Genomic DNA, 20,741 nt, shown 5'->3' with positions numbered 1-20,741 from the left:
AAAAATAGAAAAAAGAGTAGTATGAAGAACTACTCCTTTTCAGTGTATGGATCTTTCTCATAGGCCGGTAAATCTCCAAATATGGTCATCGTACCTTCTTCATCCAGTGCATTTTCATATCGCTCATGCTCTTTTGAAGGGTAAATAGGAAGAGGCTGTCCATATAAATCGGTAGCGGCAAAGTTTTCATAATCTTCAACGTACCCAATAGCTTCATCCGCCTCAATATAGGTTTCACTATAGTTAGACGTATCTTCTATAAAATCAGAAGGAGATTCAGACGTCCCGTAACGCGCAACGTCTTGCCAAGAATCTTCTGCGTCGTATCCTGTCGTCTCGGTATCGTCATAGTCGTATTGACCAAATGGGTGATGGAGAACATTTTCTTCTACAGGTCTGTGCTTTGGAATATCCTGTGATGGGCTATGTTCTCTACAGTATAAAGTAGTTGGTACAGCCTGAAGTCTTTCAAACGAGATATCTGCTCCACATACTTTGCATGTTCCATACGTGCTGTGAGCGATTGCCTGCAGTGCTTCTTCTATTTCATGTAGCTCTTGTTTTGCATGTTCATTTAGTGCAAGGTCTTTTTCACGCTCGTATGTTTCTGTGGCTGTGTCACCAGGGTGGTTATCGTAGCTTGAAAGTTCTCCTACAGCATCGTGAGCGTCGCTTCGAGTTAGACCAAAATGATCATTTTGATCAAAGTGCGATTGAATATCAGCCTGCTGCTGCTGTAAATTTTGTTTTAACTGACTGATTTCTTGTTTTGAAAGTGTCATGAAGCTCCCCCTTAAAAATTTAGTGTGCTTTTGTAGTATGTGTTAAAAATTCAAAAAAACACGATTCATATTAGGAGGATTTGGGGTATTCATGAAGCTAAGAGAGAAATGCAGTGGAAAATTAAAGAAAGGTAAAGGTTATAGAAAAGGGTATGATAAAAATAACGTTCTTGAGGGCTAAAGAGTACTAAATAGATCATAAAGATTTTTTTATTGGTTTACTGAAAAGGCGTAATTTAGACAAGCGAAATTAATTTTTGCTCATGAATCGCGATGCTAGATTTTTTTGAACTGAAAGTTTATAATAAGTTAGTTACAGACTTAAGAAAAAAAGATGAACGGGGGGACGTAGTGTGATTGCAACGACCGAACAGTTAGTACAAGAATACATTAAAGATGCGATTGAGTGTGCAAAAAATGAAAATCAGCCAAAATTGGTCAGTTTAGTGAAAAAAGTAAGACCTATTGACCCCCTTATTTTTTATGCGAACGGACATGACCAGTTTTATAAAGAACGCTTTTTTTGGAAAGATCCCAACAGTTATTATACATTTGTTGGATTAGGATATGCGCATACTATTTGCACCAATGCGGCAAAAGAACGTTATTTCCACATTGAAAATGAATGGAAGCGCTTTATAAAAGAAGACTTTTATAAAAATAACCAAATTTTCCCTGATGGGACAGGTCCTCTTTTATTTGGAGGATTTTCATTTGATCCAAATCAGTATCGAGAAAACTATTGGAGTGATTTCCCGAGTTCAAAATTTATGATTCCAACTGTGTTATATACCCAGGTAAATAAAGAAGGATATCTTACCGTTAATATGATGGTTAAAGGACAAGATTCTGTAAAAGAGCACATCAATTATTTCGAAGAGGTCCAAAAACTTGTTCTTTGTGAAGAGTACGACGGGGAATCTCATATTTCACCTTTGCTGTTGGAAAAAGAAGAAATTGGGGTAGAGAAATTTAAAGGAAATATTGAAAGAGCTACTACTTTAATTAAGCAACAGGTTATAGAGAAAGTGGTTCTTGCTCGCCAATTAAAAGTAAAATTTAATGAAGATATTTCTACTGAATACGCGCTTCAGCGTCTGTTAAAGGAACAGCCAACTAGCTACACATATATTTTAGAGGGAGAGCATCAGCATTTTATCGGCGCTTCCCCAGAAAGACTAGTACAAAAACAAGGAGATTACGTGTTTTCCACTTGTTTAGCGGGTTCGATTCCAAGAGGAAAGACAAGGCAGGAAGATCACGAACTAGGTGAGGAATTGCTTCAGGATCCTAAGAACTTAATTGAGCACGATGTTGTTGTTCATATGATTAAAGAAGCGATGAATTCTTATTGTTATGAAGTAGAAATTCCAAGTAAGCCAAGTTTATATAAAACAAAGCATATTCAACATTTGTATACACCTGTGAAAGGGCGTATAAAGGAAGATGTGACGCTATTTTCATTTATTCAAAAGCTCCATCCAACACCAGCGTTAGGAGGATATCCTCAACAGGAGGCCTTGCCTATTATTCGAAAGCTAGAATCCTTTGACCGAGGGTGGTACGCAGCTCCTTTAGGATGGATGGATATCAATGGAAACGGTGAATTTATAGTAGGAATCCGCTCGGCTGTTATTCAGCAAAAAGAAGCTGTTTTATTTGCGGGCTGTGGAATTGTAGCAGATTCTACGCCTGAAAGTGAATATGAAGAAACAAAAATTAAATTCAACCCGATGCTTTCAGCTTTAGGAGGGATTATGCGTGGAACACATTAAATCATTAACAACGTATATTGCGTCATTCGTGGATGAATTAGTAGAAGCAAATGTTGAAGAAGTAGTGGTCAGTCCAGGGTCACGTTCAACGCCTATTGCGATGCTTATGGCTGAGCACCCTGATATTCATGTGCACTTAAACATTGATGAACGTTCTGCCGGTTTTTTTGCTCTAGGAATAGCAAAAGCAAAGAAAAAACCAGTGGCGCTTGTATGTACATCTGGAACAGCTGCAGCGAATTATTATCCTGCAGTAATTGAAGCTCACTACTCACGCATTCCTTTAGTCGTTATCACAGCCGATCGGCCGCACGAGTTAAGGGATATAGGTGCCCCGCAGGCAATTAATCAGAATCATCTTTTCGGTCAGTATGCGAAGTGGTTTGTAGATACAGCTTTACCAGAAGAAAGTGCAGATATGAATCGTTATATTCGAACAGTAGCTTCAAGGGCTGTTCATACAGCTCAAGCTATACCGAGCGGTCCTGTACACATTAACGTACCTTTACGTGAACCGATTGTACCAGATTTGTCTATTGAAGATTTATGGAGTCAGGGGAAACGCGGTAAATCATATGTGGCTGCTATTCATGGAGAAGCATCTCTATCTGAAAAAGGATTCGAAGAAATTGCGAAGCGCCTAGAGGGAACAACAAAAGGACTTATTATATGCGGAGATCAAATGTCTTTAAAAGCAGTAGACAGCGTATGCCGTTTAGCTGACGCTTTAAGCTTTCCGGTGCTCGCAGATCCGTTATCACAATTAAGAAGCGGCAAGCATTCAAAAGAAAATGTAATAGAGACATATGATACATTTTTAAAAAGTGATAAGGTTGATGAGCGTTTTTACCCCGAAGTTGTCATTCGTTTTGGCGCGATGCCGGTATCGAAACCGCTATTGCAATTTTTAAAAGCACACGAGCCGAAAGAAATGTTTGTAGTTGACCAAGGTAAAGGCTGGAGAGATCCTACTTTGCGTTCAACAGTGATGATTGAAGCCAATGAAACATTATTTTGTGAAGAACTGATCAAGCGCCTTTCAGCGAATCAAGAGGAGTCTACTTCATGGCTGAGTCTATGGAAAAAGATTAATGCTCAAACTGCACAGGCTCTCAAAACATTAACTTCTGGCCAGGAATGGTTCGAAGGACAAGTAGTTCAAGAAATTGTGGATGTAGTACCTGAAGGCACGGCTTTGTTTGTTGGAAATTCAATGCCTGTTCGAGATATTGATTCTTTCTTCTTAAATACGGAGAAAGATATTCCACTTTTTGTAAACCGAGGAGCAAATGGAATTGATGGTGTGGTTTCGTCTGCTCTAGGCGTAAGCACGGCTTACGATCACACCGTTTTATTTATTGGTGACCTATCTTTTTATCACGATTTAAATGGTCTGCTGGCAGCTAAGATGCATAATTTAAATTTAACCGTTGTGCTAGTTAACAATGACGGCGGAGGAATTTTTTCATTTTTACCGCAGTCAAAACAAGAAAAGCACTTTGAATTTTTATTCGGTACGCCAACTGGATTGAATTTTGAGCATGCCACTCGTCTGTATGATGGCACATTTTCTTCAGCAAGCAGCTGGGAAGAATTTCGACATGCAATGAACCATGCTTTCACAAAAGGCGGGTTACATGTTGTAGAGATTCGCACAACTCGTACAGAAAATGTAGAGACTCATCGCAGTTTGTGGAAACTTGTTTCCGAGGAAATAAATTTGTCAAACGGTGAGGAATAAGCAATGATGTATCAATTAAATGGTGTATCTTACTATGTGCACACCGAGGGAAAAGGAGAGCCGCTGCTGCTTCTTCACGGCTTTACCGGTTCTTCTCAAACCTGGCGTACCTTTATGAAGAAATTCGTTAAAGACTATCAAGTGATTGCTGTTGATATTATTGGTCATGGCCAATCAGCAGCTCCGAAAGAAATCAAACCATATTCAATGGAAGCAGTTGTTGAAGCACTGCATGAGCTGCTTCAACAGCTATCTCTATCACAGGTGAATGTAATTGGATATTCGATGGGAGGAAGGCTTGCTCTCTCATTTGCTCAGCGATATCCACACCTTGTGAAAAAGTTGGTATTAGAAAGCGCATCGCCTGGTTTAAAAACGCGAGAAGAACAAAAGCTAAGAAAAGAAAAAGATGAGCAGCTGGCGAGCCGCATTGTGAAAAATGGAATTGAAGAATTTGTGAACTTTTGGGAGGAAATCCCTCTTTTTCGTTCTCAAAAGCAATTGCCTAGCTATGTTCAAGAAGCGGTGCGTCAAGAAAGACTTTCGCATACAGAAATCGGCCTTTCCAACAGTTTGAAAGGAATGGGAACAGGAGTCCAGCCGTCCCTTTGGGAGAAGCTGGACGATCTGTTGATGCCGGTTTTGCTTATTACAGGAGAAGTAGATCAAAAGTTTTGTTTAATTTCCAAAGAAATGCAAACATTAATACCAAATGCTACTTCTAAAATTATTTTAGGGACAGGCCATGCAATTCACGTGGAACAACCCGAGATTTTTGGTAGAATAGTAAGTGAGTTCTTAGCTACTACATAATTAGGAGGAAATAAAGATGACAGTTGAATGGACATCAGTACGTCAATATGAAGACATTTTATACGAAACATATAACGGAATCGCTAAAATTACGATTAACCGTCCGGAAGTGCACAATGCATTCCGTCCAAAAACAGTAATGGAATTGATCGATGCATTTGCTTATGCTCGTGACGATGCAAGCGTTGGAGTAATTGTATTAGCAGGTGCTGGGGATAAAGCATTTTGCTCAGGCGGAGACCAAAGAGTTCGCGGTCACGGCGGCTATGTAGGAGAAGATGAAATTCCACGTCTAAACGTTCTAGATTTACAGCGTTTAATTCGCGTAATTCCAAAGCCGGTTGTTGCAATGGTATCAGGCTATGCAATTGGTGGAGGCCACGTTCTTCACGTTGTATGTGACTTAACAATTGCAGCGGATAACGCAGTCTTTGGACAAACAGGTCCTAAAGTTGGAAGCTTCGATGCAGGATATGGCTCTGGTTACTTAGCTCGCATCGTAGGCCATAAGAAAGCACGTGAGATCTGGTTCTTATGCCGTCAGTACAACGCTCAAGAAGCACTAGACATGGGATTAGTAAACACGGTCGTTCCATTAGAGCAGCTTGAAGCTGAAACAATTCAATGGTGTGAAGAGATGTTAGAAAAAAGTCCAACCGCTCTTCGTTTCTTAAAAGCAGCATTTAATGCTGATACGGACGGCTTAGCTGGTATCCAGCAATTTGCGGGTGACGCAACGCTTCTTTATTACACAACGGACGAGGCAAAAGAAGGTCGCGATGCATTTAAGGAAAAACGCAATCCAGACTTCCAACAGTTCCCACGTTTCCCTTAAACAGCTGAAACAGCTTGGTGATTATCATCAGGCTGTTTTTTCAATTTGATTTAGTTAATTAGTATAAAAAGGAGAGAAATTTATGAGTGGCCAAACGATTCCTAATGGGCTTATGCAAAGAGCATATTTGACGCCAAACCGAGTGGCGGTAGAAACACTGCAAACGTCGCTTACTTTTCAAGAGCTTCATAAGCGTGTTCAAAAAGTAGCGCAGCAGCTTTCGTTTAACGGTGTAAAGCAAGGTGATACCATTGCTTTATGCATGAAAAACAGCGTGGAGTTTATTGAGATTTTACATGCGGTTTCTTATATTGGCGCTCGGGTGCTGCTCGTCAATACGCGTTTGACAAATGAAGAAATCAATTATCAGCTAACAGATGCAAACGTGTCGTTGCTTATTACGGATGAAGCATTTTTAACGAGAGAGTTCCAAAGTTCCATTACTCAGCTTCCTTTATCTTCTTTAAAAAGTTCTCCAGAAACAGAAACGTATTTTCAGAAAACGTGGAATCTCGAGGAGACGTTCACCATTATGTATACGTCTGGAACAACAGGTAATCCAAAAGGAGTGCTGCAGACATATGGAAATCACTGGTGGAGTTCCATTGGTTCAGCGCTTAATTTAGGATTAAATGAAAAAGACTGCTGGCTTATAGCGGTTCCTTTGTTTCATATTAGCGGATTATCCATTTTAATGCGGAGCGTCTTTTACGGAATGAAAATCATTTTAGAAGAACGATTTGAAGCAAGAGCGGTGAATGAAGCCATTGAAAACAAAGGAGTAACAATTATTTCGGTTGTCACTTCCATGCTATCGAATATGCTGGATGAATTAGCTGAACGTAAATACCCAAATACATTTCGCTGTATGCTTTTAGGAGGAGGACCCGCACCGCTTACTATTTTAGAGGCTTGTGTGAATAAAGAAATTCCTGTTTATCAAACGTATGGAATGACAGAAACATCTTCACAGTTCGTTACGCTTTCACCTGAAGATAGTTTGCGAAAACTGGGATCAGCAGGTAAACCATTATTTCCGTGTGCAATGAAAATTGTAGATGAGAATGGAAATGAAACACGTGAAGCAGGAGAAATCATTGTTAAAGGTCCAAATGTTACAAAAGGATATTTAAATAAACCTGAAGCTACTAAAAAAGCCCTTCAACAAGGCTGGTTCTATACAGGAGATATCGGGAAAGTGGATGAAGAAGGTTTTCTATATGTATTAGACAGACGTTCGGACCTTATTATTTCAGGTGGAGAAAATGTATATCCAGCTGAAATTGAAAATGTTTTGTTGAAGCATCCCGCTGTTAAAGAGGCCGGTGTAACGGGAGTAGCCGATGGAAAATGGGGACAAGTTCCTGCAGCATGCATTGTTATAAACGAAGACGTTTCAGATGAAGAGTTATCTTTACACATTCAACAATTTTTAGCAAAGTACAAACTTCCAAAGTATTTCGTTCGAGTAGAGGAGCTGCCGCGAACGGCCTCTAATAAAATCATACGCCGGAAGCTATCATCGTTCATACAGAAAGGAATTTAATCGATGATTATCAAAAAAGTACATCTTTATAAAATTGACATGAAGCTTCTTTCTCCTTTTTCAACAAGCTATGGTACGGTCCAGGATCGAGAATTGATTTTGCTTGAAGTAGAAGATGAAAAAGGATTTACAGGATGGGGAGAAGTCGTTGCTTTTTCATCTCCTTGGTATACGGAAGAAACGATTCAGACATGTTTTCATATGTTAGACGATTTTTTAATTCCTTCGCTTCTTCACCAGCAGCTTCAAAAACCAGAGGATGTTCAAAAGTTATTCAAACCTCTAAAGCGGAACAACATGGCTAAAGCAGCTTTGGACTGTGCTGTATGGGATTTGTATGCAAAGCGCCAAAATAAGCCCTTAGCTGAAGTAATTGGCGGAATAAGGCCTGCTGTAGAAGCTGGAGTGGTAGTTGGCTTAAATGATATTTCCATCATGAAAGAACAAATAAAGACTTATATGAAAGATGGTTATAAGCGCTTTAAAGTGAAAATTAAGCCAGGCGCTGACTATGAGCTACTGAAACAAATTCGAGATGAATTTCCAAGCATTCCTCTTATGGCTGATGCCAATTCAGCCTATACGTTAAGCGATAGTGATTCATTGAAAAAACTAGATGAATTGAATTTAATGATGATCGAACAGCCGTTAAGTTCGGATGATATCCTTGATCATCGATTATTACAAAAGCAAATGAAGACGCCGATTTGCTTAGATGAAAGTATTGTGAGCTATGAAGATGCACGTCATGCAATCGAACAAAAAAGCTGCAAGATTATCAATGTGAAAATCGGTCGAGTTGGCGGAATGTCTGTAGCAAAAAAAATTCATGATTTATGCGCCCTACATGGTGTAAGGCTTTGGGTTGGCGGAATGTTAGAAGCCGGGATTTCACGAGCTCATAACATCGCCCTTGCCACACTGCCTTCTTTCACGATACCAGGTGACATTTCTGCGTCGTCTCGCTATTGGGAAAAAGATATTATTAAGCCCGAAGTAGAGGTAGAAGCCGGAGTAATAAAGGTGAAGGAAAAACCGGGGATCGGATACGATATTGATAAAAAGTTTATCAAAACAATCACAGCATTTGAAAAAGAATACAAATAATTAAAAACCGTTTTTTATGAAAAACGGTTTTTTTATTGATGTTGGCAATGTTTAGTAGAAAAATAGGACAAATTTTTTAAAAAGAGCACATTGTTCCATCAAGCGTGTCAAAACATGTTATGATGGAGTAGTTTGATGAAAAAAGTCGAAGGATTTTATCGTAAAAAACAAAATTATTTTTGAAAATAGGTTGATAGTTTTCTAAGTTGTCCTATATAATGTGTTTATAACATAACACAATATGTTGTTTGTTAAACAATAATAAAATACTATATTTTGTGTTTTCCAGTGAAAAAGGTGTCTGATAAAAAGACTTAAAAGGGAATTTGGTGAAAATCCAAAGCTGTCCCCGCAACTGTGAATGCTGATGAAATAAGGAGATCCACTGTGAGTAAACATCATGGGAAGGCCTTAAAGTAAAAAGAAGCATAAGTCAGGAGACCTGCCTTTTTTATGTCGTTTTATCTTCTTCGGGAGGTGAGAGGGTAGAGCGAGGATTGAGAAAAGACTTAGTGTCTTCTTCTATCTTCGTTCTATTCGCTCACCGAGGTACGGTGAGCGATTTTTTATTTTGAAGTGAAGAGAGGAGCCATATTTATGGTGAATACATTAAAGCCTACAATTCTACATGAATTAACTGCATATATTGAACGTTTAAAAAAAGAATTTACGCAGCTTGATTTTTCTTTGTATGAGGAAAAGGTTATTCAAACTGTTACAGTAAAGGAAAATATGACGGACGAAAAGGTTGCAAACGTACTAATTTTGGCAGCCCTAGAGCGTATTTCAATGGAAGAACCAGATTGGACGTACGTGGCGGCAGACGTCTACTTAAACGAACTATATCGAAAAGCAGCGGACAACCGAGGTTATGATAAAAAAGAGAAGTACGGTTCGTTTTATGAGCTTATTCAAGAACTAACAAAAATCGGCATTTATAATAAACAGCTATTAAAAACATATACAGAAGAAGAAATTAATGAAATTGCTTCAGTCATTATTCCTGAACGCGATCGTTTATTTACATACATTGGATTGCTGACATTAGCAGATCGCTATTTAGCGACATCACATGATAAGCGTGTATACGAATTACCGCAAGAACGTTTTCTTATCATTGCTATGACGCTGATGTCTCAAGAAAAGAAAGAAAATCGAACAGCATTAGTAAAAGAAGCGTACTGGGCGCTTTCTAGTCTATATATGACGGTTGCCACACCAACACTCTCAAACGCAGGAAAGAGCTACGGACAGCTATCTAGCTGCTTTATTGATACGATTGATGACAGCTTACGCGGTATTTATGATAGCAATACAGATTTGGCCACGCTTAGTAAAAATGGAGGCGGAATTGGTGTCTACCTCGGTCATATTAGAAGCCGAGGAAGTGATATAAAAGGTTTTAAAGGCGTATCATCAGGAACAATTCCATGGATGAAACAGCTAAATAATACGGCTGTAAGTGTCGATCAGCTAGGTCAACGACAAGGAGCTATTGCCGTATATTTAGACGTTTGGCATAAAGACATTTTTTCATTCTTAGACGCGCGTTTGAACAATGGTGATGAACGCCAGCGCACGCATGATTTATTCACTGGCGTATGTTTGCCAGATTTGTTTATGGAAAAAGTAGAAGCACGTGAAGACTGGCACTTATTCGATCCTCACGAAGTTCGTACGCTGATGGGCTACTCGTTAGAAGATTTTTATGATGAAGAAGAAGGCAGCGGTTCGTTCCGCACTCGTTACGCTGAGTGTGTAAACAATGAACAGCTTTCAAGAGAAACAGTGCCTGCTATTGAGATCTTCAAGCGCATTATGCTTTCGCAGCTTGAAACCGGAACTCCTTATATGTTCTATCGTGATACGGTTAACCGAGCTAATCAAAACCGACACGCGGGCATGATTTACTGCAGTAACTTATGTACAGAAATCACGCAAAACCAAAGTACAACGGTCGTAACAGAGGAAATTACGGAAGACGGAAAAATTATTATTACAAAGAATCCGGGCGATTTTGTTGTATGTAATCTTTCTTCTATTAACTTAGCGAGAGCCGTAACTGAAGATGTACTTGAACGTTTAATTCCAATTCAAGTACGCATGCTTGATAATGTTATTGAGTTAAATGATTTGCCGGTACTTCAAGCAAAGCTAACGAATCAAAAGTACCGCGCAGTAGGGCTTGGCACATTTGGCTGGAACCATTTGCTTGCCTTAAAGAAAATAGCATGGGAGACAGATGAAGCGGTAGCATATTGCGATGAATTGTATGAACAAATTTCTTACTTAACCGTGCAGGCAAGCATGAACTTAGCTAAAGAAAAAGGCGCATATCCATTATTTAAAGGCTCAGATTTTGAGTCAGGCGCTTATTTTGAAACACGTGAATACACGAGCGAAGCGTGGAGTGAACTGCGTAGCGAAGTTCAAAGCAATGGGATAAGAAATGGATATTTAATGGCTGTAGCACCTAATTCATCAACATCTATTATCGCGGGTTCTACGGCAAGTATTGATCCGATTTTCCGTAAGTTTTATTCAGAGGAAAAGAAAAACTATAAAATCCCAGTGACGGCACCAGATTTATCGCCAGCAACAAACTGGTATTATAAGTCCGTTTATTTAATTGATCAGCACTGGAGCATTAAGCAAAACGCCAAGCGCCAGCGTCATATTGATCAATCTATTTCATTCAATTTATATGTACAAAATGATATCCGAGCAAAAGAGCTGCTGGATCTTCATATGACGGCATGGAAAGAAAAATTAAAAACGACCTATTACGTACGTTCAACATCAAGTGAAGTCATTGAAGAATGTGAAAGCTGTCATAGTTAAAAGGAGTGAATAATTGATGACAAGCATGTTAAAACGAGAATTAATGAACGAAACAGCTCCGAACCGTTCGACAGGAATCATCAACGGCAAGAGCTCCAATATTCTAAACTGGGATGACGTCCGATTTTCATGGGCGTTCCCTAAATACAAGCGTATGCTAGCTAATTTCTGGACGCCGTTTGAAATTAATATGGGTCAAGATATTAAACAGTTCCCTCAGTTAACCGCTGACGAACAAGAGAGCTTTCTAAAAATTATTGGCCTGCTGGCGCTACTGGACAGTATTCAATCAGATTATGCTAGCAAAGTAGCTGACTATGTAACCGATTCTTCGATTAACGCTCTAATGATTATTTTAGCGCAGCAAGAAGTGGTTCATAATCATTCGTATTCATATGTTTTATCAAGTCTTGTACCAAAAGGAAAACAAGATGAAGTATTTGAATACTGGCGTACAGACGAAAAGCTTCGCGCACGAAATGACTTTATTACAAACGGATATAAAGCATTTAGCGAAGAAGCAACGGTTGAAAACTTTTTGAAGTCTATGGTATATGATGTTATTTTAGAAGGACTTTTCTTCTATAGCGGATTTGCGTTCTTCTATAATCTTGCGAGAAATCAAAAGATGGTGGCGACATCTACGATGATTAATTATATCAATCGTGATGAACAGCTTCACGTTGGGTTATTTGAAAAGATTTTCAAGGAAGTACTAAATGAAAATCCAGCTTATCGTACGGAGGAGCTAGAAACGTTTGTAGTTGAAACGTTCCAAGAGGCAGCTCGTCTTGAAATTGAATGGGCGGAATCTGTTATTGGAGAAAAATTCGACGGCATTACGATGAAAGAACTGCAGCAGTACATTGAATATATGGCGAATAAACGCTGTAATCAGTTAGGCTTCGGTCGAGCTGCTTTCCCAGAAGCACCGATTGAAAATCCTCTTCGTTGGATTATTGCTTATCAAGAGGTAGATTTAGGGAAAACCGATTTCTTTGAACAGAAATCACGACAATATACAAAAGCATCAGATGCAAATGGATTTGATGATCTATAAACACAAAAGCTGACTAATTTCCTTATTGATTAGTCAGCTTTTTTTAAGTGAATAAGTCCAAGTTCTAACGCACGTGTGGTAATTAAGTCATCAATTTCTTCTGGAATGTTTTCAAGTGTTCCCCATTTGTATGTCCATAAATGAGTAAATGATTGTACATAGATTGGAAAGGTTTGTTCATTTGCTTTTATGGCTTCTTCTTTAAAAAAATGAATCAGTTGTTCAGTCTTCATACTAGTCTCCTTTTTTATAATCTTGAAGAGAGAAAAAAGACAACCCAGAGGCTGTCCTTTTGCGGGTTACGCTTCAGTTGGCTTGAACGTTTTACAGTCTGTTTCATAGCTGCTTGCTGCATGTTTTCCGCTATGACTTACTACGTAAATTTCTTCTGCACTGCAGTGATTTCCATTTTTCCAAAAGTGACAGTTGTTTACTTCACAAAGAATGTTTTGTTCCAACGTTAACCCTCCTTTGTATGTGATAGCTATAGTATGGTCAAAATTCAACTAACTTATAAGAAAGGTGGTAGACTTTCATTTTAATTGAGAATTTTTATCAATTAAACATTGACAAAGAGAATCATTCTCAATTAAACTGTATATATAGTAAAGAATACAGGTTGTTGTCAAATCATTAAATGAATAATTAATTGGGAGGGAACAAACATGTCATCAGTCATGGTTGTAGGAGGAGACAGGTTAAAGCATATTACAGATCGTCTAGCGGGAGAAGGGTTTAATGAAGTAATTCATTTAGATGGCCGTAAAAGCAATATGGTGAAGCGAGAAATTCCCGAACATATTGGGTTTGTATTAGTTATTACGGATTTTATTAATCACAATATGGCAAAAGTCATTAAAGAGAAAGCAAAAAAACAGCAAAAACCAATTTATTTCGTCAAACATTCATGGAGTGCTATTCGTAAAGTGATTGAGCAAATTTCATGATTTAATTTTTGATCATTATTGAGAATGAATTTCAATTAGGGCGGTGAGACATAGATGGAACCGATGAAAGTGCATATAAAGACACTCTCCAATAACCACATCGAACAATTTATTCGATGTCCGTACAAATTTTATCAGCAGCAGCTTCTTTTGAAAAAGACATCTATAGATTGGAAACAGCATGTTCAAGTAACCGTCCATCAAATCATTAAAACATACTATAGCAAGCCAGTTGAGTATCGCTCAAACCTCTATGTTTTACAGCTTATTGAAAAATATTGGCGTCTAAAGCCAAATATGTTTTCATCACCCATTCACTATTACGATGTGTTAGCTAAAGTAAGTGATTATTTACTGAGGTTTTTAGGCGAGAAAACACATGTGGAGCTACCACTTTTTGTGTTTGAGAAATACAGCGTTTATGTAGAAGAAATTCAAAGCAACCTTTCTCTGACCATTGATTTTGCTGCATGGACAGAGAAGTCTTATACGGTAACAAAATTCATTCTAGATGACCATGAAGAAGTGAAGAACGCAATGAAAGACTTTATTATCGTTTTTTCGAAACAAGCTTTTAAAAAGGTTCCTGAACAAATTCGTTTTTATTCATTATTAACCGGAGAAACAACAACTTATTATATTGCAACAGGCGATTATGAAAAAGCCATACTTCAACTACATATTGTCAAAAGTGTGTTAATGGAACCAAAACATTTTCAAAAGAACTATGCATCCAGTGAGTGTGAAAACTGTCCTCTTAAGCAAGAATGTGATGAAGAAGGGGATGTGCGGCCCACACTACTGGTGTAAAGGAGAGTCATTTAAATGAAGGAAATCTTACTAGCTTATGCGAGTATGTCAGGCAACACAGAAGCAATAGCCGATTTGATTGAAGAAGAATTAGTCAAGCATGGATTGCATGTGAAACGAACAGAAGTATATGACATTGATGCTTCGGACCTTGTATTGGCAGAATCTATTATCTTTGGAGCTTATACGTGGGGAGATGGAGAGCTGCCAGATGATTTTTTAGATCTTTATGATGAAATGGATGATATAGATCTCAGTCAAAAGCAGATGGCTGTATTTGGTTCAGGTGATTCATCATATGATGTTTTTTGCGGAGCAGTTGATTTAATTGAAGAAAAAATAAAGGGACGCAACGGAAATATAGCTGTTCCTGGTTTGAAAATCGAGCTTTCTCCCTTTGGAGAAGATGTAGAAAAATGTAAGGTATTTGCTAAAGACTTTGCTGAAGTAGTGGCAAAATCTGCTGCTTCATAAGAAAACCCGGTCAAGTGCTGACCGGGTTTTTAATATGGCTTCTTTTTGCTGTATTCTTTATTATCTTTCATAAATAGACGCCAGAAATAAAAGAATCCAGGAAATAAAATCGCAAAGCCAACAATATACACAATAAATAACGAATGGAACGCATCGGGATGTGTAAATCCATTCTCAATCGTTACGTTTGGATACACGACATACGGTAAATGACTTCGTCCGTATACGTAACTTGCTAAGAAATATTGAAGGACGATTGATACCACGGCTAAACGAGGCATTCCTTTTCCTTTTTGAGAAGGCAGCAGCAGAGCAATACCAGCTACTACAAATAGACCTACAGACCCGTAAAGAAGAGGCTTAAACTGCATCATTTTATCATATAACCAGCTGGCTTCTGATTGCATTGTAATCATAATAAAGATAGCCATTAGCAGTGAAAGAGGTCCTGTAATGAGCGCATCGCGCCGATAGACCGCATAAGCTTCCATTTCGTCAGATGACTTCGAGTAATCTGCTAATAAAAGAGACGACAGAAACAGGGAAGAGGTAATGGCAAAACCAATAAATGAATAGACGTGCGGACTTGAAAACACTCTTGCTAAATTTAATCGCTGCGTTCCGTCAATTACATCAATAAATCCACCTTGACTTACGGGCAGTACGGCGATTAAAAAAGCAGGAATTAATACGCCAGATATACCAGATACATAAACCAACGCTCTCCGATATTTGAAGCTGCCAGCATAGTGTGAAAACACTAAAAATCCGCTTCGAATAGATAAGAGAAGTAAAATGATACTCCCCGGTACTAGTAGCACTGTTCCAAGCGTAAATGTAGCTCGCGGAAAAAAGCTAAACAGCGCAACAACAATCGCAACGATAAATACATTGGTTACTTCCCAAGTAGGCGATAGATATCTGTTTGCTACATCTGTAGCATTTGTTTTCGTACGGTTAATATAGACCATCGACCAAAAACCAGCTCCAAAGTCCATCGTTCCCATTACAGCATAGATAAAAATGAAGCCCCATATTACAGTAATTGCTAGTAATGAATCACCCATATTCTCACATCCTTTTTAATCTGCTTGCGCAGCAAGCTCTTTAGAAAGCGGATTTCGTCTAAAATAAAACACCAGTACAAGGGCGACTGCGGCCACGAGTACGATATAAACAAGCAAAAACAAGAAAAATAAAATATGCAAATTAGCAGAAGTAGTAACGGCTTCTGATGTACGCATGATGCGGTAAATGACCCAGGGTTGTCTGCCTGTACATGCGAAAATCCATCCGAATTCAATGCCCATGATCGCGAGAGGGCCCGTTGCGACAAATGCCCACATGAAAACTTTAGGGAAGCTTTTCTTCTTTAAAAACTTGTACCAAACAACGCCCACTAGCGCCACTAAAATTAAAATCGATCCGATAATGACCATACCGTTAAACAAGGTATGCACAAAAAGCGGCGGCCAATAATCTCTAGGGAAGTCATTGAGTCCAGTAATCACTGTATTAAAGCTATTACCCGACAAGAAGCTGAGCATCCATGGAAACTCAATGCCATACTTGACTCGCTGTTCTTTTTCATCTGTAAATCCGCCTAAAGCTAATGGCGCATGATCTTGCGTTTCAAATAGACCTTCAGCTGCTGCAAGTTTTTCGGGTTGATATTCGTATACTTTTTGCATCGATTCATGTCCATTCAAAGCTGTTACAAAAGAAAAAATCCCGCCGATTACTAATCCCATCATCAATGCTTTATGATGAAATTTATATTCTCTTGGATTATGTTTTCGCGCACGAAGCATTTTAAAGGCAGCGACTGAAGCAATGACAAAGCCTCCGGTTGTATAAGCAGAAACGGCTACGTGACCGGACGTTACAAAGAAACTCGGATTAAAGAAAGCTGCCCAAGGATCTACGCTTACAATTTCGCCATTTAAAATTCGAAAGCCAGCAGGTGTTCCTTCAAATGCGTGCACGTTTGTAATTAAAACGGCAGAGGCAAGAGCACCTATTGCTACTAAAATGAGACTGATAATCCTCATTTTTCGAGAAATACGGTCCGCTGCGTATACGTAAATAGAGAGAAAAAGAGCCTCAATAAAGAAAGCATAAATTTCAATTTGAAAAGGAAGAGCCATCACTTTTCCTACGATTTCCATAAAACCCGGCCAAAGCAACGCTAATTGCACACCAGCAATCGTTCCCGTAGGAATAGCGACTCCAAGCAGGACAGCAGCTCCTTTTGTCCAGCGCTGTGCCATAAGTTCATAATCTTTATCTTTTGTTTTGTAGTAAAGAATTTCAGCCAATAAAATCATGAGAGGAATGCCGACGCCAAGAGTGGCAAAAATGATATGTACTCCCATGTTCAGACCAAACATTGAACGTGCAGTAACTAAATGATCCATTCATTTTTCAACCTTTCCAGTAAAGTATTGATAAACCTTATTGTCCACTTTTTACCACGCTTTATGCATCAGAATTGGTAAAACATATAACTTGAAAATAGTAATCATTACGATTATAATAAGTATATATTGTTTTAAAGGAGAGATATTTAATGAAAACAAATATTCATCCAGACTATCGTAAAGTTGTGTTTATGGATACAAATAGCGGAACATCATTTTTATCAGGATCTACAAAACAATCAAATGAGACCGTCCAATGGGAAGATGGCAACACATATCCGCTTTTAAAAGTTGAAATTAGTTCGGATACACATCCATTTTATACAGGAAAACAAAAATTTGCTGATAAAGGCGGCCGTGTGGAACGCTTTAAGCAAAAATATAAATTACAATAAAAAAACTAGCCGAGAGGCTAGTTTTTTTATTAATATAATGCTTTTTTCAACGTATCAATGTTGTGTTGCATAATGGAGAAATAATCTTCTTTATTTTTAACATCGTTTTTCGTTAATGACTCTAAGTTATGAAGTGTTAAAGCTTGAGCTCCCACTTCATTTTTTACAAGTGTAGACACTTTAGGCTTTAAATTTTGGTCAAAGATAAAGTATTTGATATGGTCTTTTTTTGCTTGTTTTACGATGTTTTCTAATTGTTTTTGAGACGGCTCATTTGTAGGAGATAAACCCGCTACGCTAATTTGCTTTAATCCGTATCGTTTTTCCCAGTAGCCGTAGGCTGCATGTGATACTAAAATTTCTTTATGAGGTGCGTCGCCAATCGTTGTTTTTAACTCTTGGTTCACATCTTCAAGCTGAGTCTTTAAGGATTGGAAGTTCTTTTCAAATTCTGCTTTTTTATCTGGTTTTAATTCAACAAGTTCATTTTTAATATTTTCTGCTAATTGAATAGCTAAAATAGGATCAAGCCAAACGTGAGGGTCTGTATCTCCGTGGTGATGCTCTTCTTCATGTGCATGTTCGTCCTCGTGGGCATGCTCATCTTCAGAACTCTTTGCTAGTTCAATTCCTTTTGCAGCTTCTACTAAAGCGACATCTTCATTCTTTAGCGTAGACTGTGCTTTATCTGCAAAGCCTTCAAGCCCAATTCCTGAGTAAACGAATGCGTCCGCGTTTGCGATTTTGACCATTGTTTTTGTGGTAGGTTCAAATGAGTGAGCATCTACACCGGTTGGTAAAATGCTTTTAGCTTCTACATATTTTCCACCGATTTTTTCAGTGAAATCCTGTAAAGGGTAAATTGTTGTGTAAACTTCTAATTTTTTATTTTTATTATCAGATGCGTTATTTGCACTGCTTGAACTGCACCCTGCAAGGGCTGTTCCAATTCCTAATGCCAGCACCATTAAAAGTGGTTTGAATTTCATTATGTTGCTCCTTCCGTTCGTATCGTAACCATTTATGACCTATGTTATTATATCGTAATTATTACGATTTGAAAACTAAAAATTTACGCACTTACTGTAAACTTAGGAAGGGGGTCTTTGAAAGTAGCCCAATCTTGATTCATTTCCTCATTTGTCAGCAAACAGTGGTCTAAAGTTTCAATTATTTCAGCTTTGTTCATATCAATACCAATCAATACAAGCTCGTTAATACGGTCTCCAAATTGTTCATCCCATTTTGCTCGTAATTCAGGTTCTTCCTTTAAGGTTTGTTCCCTTTCCTCTGCTGTGTACGTTGCGACCCATTCACCCGCTCCTTGAATCATAATGGACGTACCTGCTTGAGAAAGAAGTCCTGCCATATGGTTACGTGAAGCAAGCCAGAAAAATCCTTTTGCACGTACAATATCAACCGGCCAGTCCTCTAACCATTTCATAAAGCGTTCAGGATGAAGGGGACGATTCCTTCTATATACAAAAGAAGAAATACCAAACTCTTCTGTTTCAGGCGTATGGTGTTCTTCATTTAATTCTTTAATCCACCCGGCTCCTTGACTAGCTTTTTCAAAGTCGAATAAGTCGGTATGAAGTATGGCTTCAAGTTTTACCTCACTATTAATTGTTTGGATAACAGTGGCCTCTGAGTTTAATTTGTGAAGAACAGCCTGCAGCTCATCTGCATCATCTTTTGTTAACAAATCAACTTTGTTTAATAAAATGACGTTTGCAAATTCAATTTGATCGATTAATAAATCAACCACTTCTCTTTTATCGTTTTCATCCGTTCCTTCTTTGCGGTCTAATAAGCTTTCGCCGGATGAAAAGTCTTCCCAAAAGCGATTAGCATCTACTACAGTGACCATCGTATCTAATGAACATTTCTGAGTTAAATCAATGCCAAGCTCTTCATCAATATAAGTAAATGTTTGAGCAACAGGGATAGGTTCGCTGATTCCGGAAGATTCAATGACAATATAATCAATATCATCATTGTCAGCGAGGCGTTCTACCTCTTTCATTAAATCATCTCGAAGCGTACAGCAAATACAGCCATTTTGCATTTCAACAAGTTTTTCTTCTGTTCGAGAAAATCCGCCTTGTTTAACTAAGTCTGCATCAATATTTACTTCGCTCATGTCATTGACAATGACCGCGACCTTTAAACCTTCTTTATTTTTTAAAATATGGTTCAAAAGAGTTGTTTTACCTGACCCAAGGTATCCGCTTAAAACGGTAACGGGAATTTTTTTCACTGTTATAACCTACTTTCTTGTCTTTAAATAATAATGATTACGATTTAACACTTTTCATCTTATAGGAAAAAGTATTATAATACAAGAAAGAATTTTTTTTATGAAGGAGAAGACAGCAAATGAGCTTATTACAAGATGTTTTAGAATTCAACAAAAAATTTGTAGAAGAAAAGAAGTATGAACTTTACGAAACAAGCAAATTCCCTAATAAAAAAATGGTTATTTTATCGTGTATGGACACAAGATTGGTAGAACTGCTTCCGCACGCTTTAAATCTGCGTAACGGAGACGTGAAAATTGTTAAAAATGCAGGAGCACTTGTTTCACATCCATTTGGAAGTATTATGCGAAGCATTTTAGTAGCTGTGTACGAGCTACAAGCTGATGAGGTATGTGTAATTGGTCACCATGACTGCGGAGCAGGTAAACTTCAGGCGGAACCTTTTTTAGAGAAAGTAAGAGCAAAAGGCATCTCAGATGAAGTGATTAATACCATTGAATATTCTATGGACTTGAAAAAATGGTTAACGGGTTTTGATTCAGTAGAAGAGACTGTTCAGCATAGTGTAGAGACAATTCGTAATCATCCTCTATTTTCAAAAGATACTCCTGTACATGGACTAGTTATTGATCCAAATACAGGAAAGCTAGATGTTGTTGTAAATGGTTATGAAGCAATCGAAAACAACTAAAGCTTAGTGTGATTTTTTCTCAGGTACTTCATCGATGCCACCCGGATGGAACGGGTGGCATTTTAAAATGCGTTTTATAGTCAAATAAGATCCCTTTACGGCACCAAAGCGTTTAATGGATTCAACTCCGTACTGGGAGCAAGTAGGGTAAAACCGGCACCTTGCCGGAAGAAAAGGCGAAATTCCTTTTTGATATCCTTTTATAAGTAAAAGCAAAAGCTTTGCAATCATTTATTATCACGT

General features: G+C 38.2%; 21 protein-coding genes and 1 riboswitch. Of the genes, 13 read left to right on the top strand and 8 right to left on the bottom strand.

The genetic code is table 11. The features are described from left to right. Positions 1-29: 29 nt before the first annotated feature. On the bottom strand, positions 30-782 hold the full coding sequence (locus MKX72_RS24685; protein ID WP_013059568.1) for a TraR/DksA C4-type zinc finger protein: 753 nt from the start codon (positions 780-782) through the stop codon (positions 30-32). A 353-nt stretch (positions 783-1,135) separates the two neighbouring features. On the opposite strand from MKX72_RS24685, the gene MKX72_RS24680 reads away from it, so the two are divergent. The 8 genes from MKX72_RS24680 to MKX72_RS24645 all read left to right on the top strand — a co-directional run bounded on the left by MKX72_RS24680 (position 1,136) and on the right by MKX72_RS24645 (position 12,500). Then, positions 1,136-2,557, top strand: coding sequence for an isochorismate synthase (locus MKX72_RS24680; protein ID WP_033579579.1), 1,422 nt, complete (start codon positions 1,136-1,138; stop codon positions 2,555-2,557). Then, positions 2,544-4,298, top strand: a complete 1,755-nt coding sequence (gene menD / locus MKX72_RS24675; RefSeq protein ID WP_033579580.1) for a 2-succinyl-5-enolpyruvyl-6-hydroxy-3-cyclohexene-1-carboxylic-acid synthase — start codon at positions 2,544-2,546, stop codon at positions 4,296-4,298. Before MKX72_RS24680 ends, menD begins: the two co-directional genes overlap by 14 nt. Positions 4,299-4,301: 3 nt before the next feature. Next, positions 4,302-5,111: a 2-succinyl-6-hydroxy-2,4-cyclohexadiene-1-carboxylate synthase gene (menH, locus tag MKX72_RS24670; protein ID WP_028411867.1), complete on the top strand. Its 810-nt coding sequence runs from the start codon at positions 4,302-4,304 to the stop codon at positions 5,109-5,111. Positions 5,112-5,127: 16 nt separating this feature from the next. Continuing rightward, complete coding sequence (gene menB, locus MKX72_RS24665) at positions 5,128-5,946, top strand: 1,4-dihydroxy-2-naphthoyl-CoA synthase (RefSeq protein WP_013085280.1); 819 nt, start codon at positions 5,128-5,130, stop codon at positions 5,944-5,946. 82 nt (positions 5,947-6,028) lie between these two features. Next, a complete protein-coding gene (locus MKX72_RS24660) occupies positions 6,029-7,492 on the top strand; it encodes an o-succinylbenzoate--CoA ligase (protein WP_028411866.1) in 1,464 nt (487 codons plus the stop codon). A gap of 3 nt (positions 7,493-7,495) precedes the next feature. Further along, positions 7,496-8,599 carry an o-succinylbenzoate synthase gene (gene menC / locus MKX72_RS24655; RefSeq protein WP_028411865.1) on the top strand — a complete coding sequence of 368 codons (1,104 nt, stop codon included), beginning with the start codon at positions 7,496-7,498 and terminating at the stop codon, positions 8,597-8,599. A 278-nt stretch (positions 8,600-8,877) separates the two neighbouring features. Next, a riboswitch (cobalamin riboswitch) is annotated at positions 8,878-9,063 on the top strand. Positions 9,064-9,196: 133 nt separating this feature from the next. Next, on the top strand, positions 9,197-11,440 hold the full coding sequence (locus tag MKX72_RS24650) for a ribonucleoside-diphosphate reductase subunit alpha (RefSeq protein WP_033579581.1): 2,244 nt from the start codon (positions 9,197-9,199) through the stop codon (positions 11,438-11,440). Between the two features lie 16 nt (positions 11,441-11,456). Then, positions 11,457-12,500, top strand: coding sequence for a ribonucleotide-diphosphate reductase subunit beta (locus tag MKX72_RS24645; protein ID WP_013059560.1), 1,044 nt, complete (start codon positions 11,457-11,459; stop codon positions 12,498-12,500). Between the two features lie 29 nt (positions 12,501-12,529). On the opposite strand, the gene MKX72_RS24640 is transcribed toward MKX72_RS24645, so the two are convergent. Together MKX72_RS24640 and MKX72_RS24635 are read right to left on the bottom strand one after the other, a co-directional pair. Then, positions 12,530-12,733 carry a hypothetical protein gene (locus tag MKX72_RS24640; protein WP_013059559.1) on the bottom strand — a complete coding sequence of 68 codons (204 nt, stop codon included), beginning with the start codon at positions 12,731-12,733 and terminating at the stop codon, positions 12,530-12,532. A 66-nt stretch (positions 12,734-12,799) separates the two neighbouring features. Then, a complete protein-coding gene (locus MKX72_RS24635; RefSeq protein ID WP_013059558.1) occupies positions 12,800-12,958 on the bottom strand; it encodes a DUF1540 domain-containing protein in 159 nt (52 codons plus the stop codon). A gap of 207 nt (positions 12,959-13,165) precedes the next feature. Here MKX72_RS24635 and MKX72_RS24630 point away from each other — a divergent pair, with 207 nt between their 5' ends. From MKX72_RS24630 to MKX72_RS24620, 3 genes are read left to right on the top strand one after another with little or no spacing between them, the layout of a single operon-like run. After that, complete coding sequence (locus MKX72_RS24630; protein ID WP_028411863.1) at positions 13,166-13,447, top strand: DUF2325 domain-containing protein; 282 nt, start codon at positions 13,166-13,168, stop codon at positions 13,445-13,447. Positions 13,448-13,501: 54 nt separating this feature from the next. After that, positions 13,502-14,257 carry a hypothetical protein gene (locus MKX72_RS24625; RefSeq protein WP_230624654.1) on the top strand — a complete coding sequence of 252 codons (756 nt, stop codon included), beginning with the start codon at positions 13,502-13,504 and terminating at the stop codon, positions 14,255-14,257. A gap of 15 nt (positions 14,258-14,272) precedes the next feature. Continuing rightward, positions 14,273-14,731 carry a flavodoxin gene (locus MKX72_RS24620; RefSeq protein WP_033579582.1) on the top strand — a complete coding sequence of 153 codons (459 nt, stop codon included), beginning with the start codon at positions 14,273-14,275 and terminating at the stop codon, positions 14,729-14,731. Positions 14,732-14,760: 29 nt separating this feature from the next. Here MKX72_RS24620 and MKX72_RS24615 read toward each other — a convergent pair whose 3' ends face one another. Further along, entirely contained in the window at positions 14,761-15,798 is a 1,038-nt protein-coding gene (locus MKX72_RS24615) for a cytochrome d ubiquinol oxidase subunit II (protein WP_028411860.1), read from the bottom strand. A 15-nt stretch (positions 15,799-15,813) separates the two neighbouring features. Further along, positions 15,814-17,148, bottom strand: a complete 1,335-nt coding sequence (locus tag MKX72_RS24610; protein WP_028411859.1) for a cytochrome ubiquinol oxidase subunit I — start codon at positions 17,146-17,148, stop codon at positions 15,814-15,816. A 152-nt stretch (positions 17,149-17,300) separates the two neighbouring features. Between MKX72_RS24610 and MKX72_RS24605 the strand changes: the two genes are divergently transcribed. Further along, positions 17,301-17,546 carry a type B 50S ribosomal protein L31 gene (locus MKX72_RS24605; protein WP_013059552.1) on the top strand — a complete coding sequence of 82 codons (246 nt, stop codon included), beginning with the start codon at positions 17,301-17,303 and terminating at the stop codon, positions 17,544-17,546. Between the two features lie 29 nt (positions 17,547-17,575). On the opposite strand, the gene MKX72_RS24600 is transcribed toward MKX72_RS24605, so the two are convergent. After that, entirely contained in the window at positions 17,576-18,535 is a 960-nt protein-coding gene (locus MKX72_RS24600) for a metal ABC transporter solute-binding protein, Zn/Mn family (protein ID WP_028411857.1), read from the bottom strand. Positions 18,536-18,618: 83 nt separating this feature from the next. Continuing rightward, positions 18,619-19,806, bottom strand: coding sequence for a GTP-binding protein (locus MKX72_RS24595; RefSeq protein WP_080754453.1), 1,188 nt, complete (start codon positions 19,804-19,806; stop codon positions 18,619-18,621). A gap of 119 nt (positions 19,807-19,925) precedes the next feature. Here MKX72_RS24595 and MKX72_RS24590 point away from each other — a divergent pair, with 119 nt between their 5' ends. After that, on the top strand, positions 19,926-20,498 hold the full coding sequence (locus MKX72_RS24590) for a beta-class carbonic anhydrase (RefSeq protein WP_028411855.1): 573 nt from the start codon (positions 19,926-19,928) through the stop codon (positions 20,496-20,498). Between the two features lie 3 nt (positions 20,499-20,501). Here MKX72_RS24590 and yidD read toward each other — a convergent pair whose 3' ends face one another. After that, the gene (yidD, locus tag MKX72_RS24585; RefSeq protein WP_080754454.1) at positions 20,502-20,729 is read right to left on the bottom strand and encodes a membrane protein insertion efficiency factor YidD; all 228 of its coding nucleotides are present in this window, start codon (positions 20,727-20,729) and stop codon (positions 20,502-20,504) included. Positions 20,730-20,741: the final 12 nt, after the last annotated feature.

Source organism: Priestia sp. FSL R5-0597 (assembly GCF_038006305.1).
Lineage (GTDB): Bacteria > Bacillota > Bacilli > Bacillales > Bacillaceae_H > Priestia > Priestia zanthoxyli.
The sequence above is the reverse complement of the archived record's forward strand: the minus strand, read 5'-3'. Positions and strand labels throughout refer to the sequence as shown.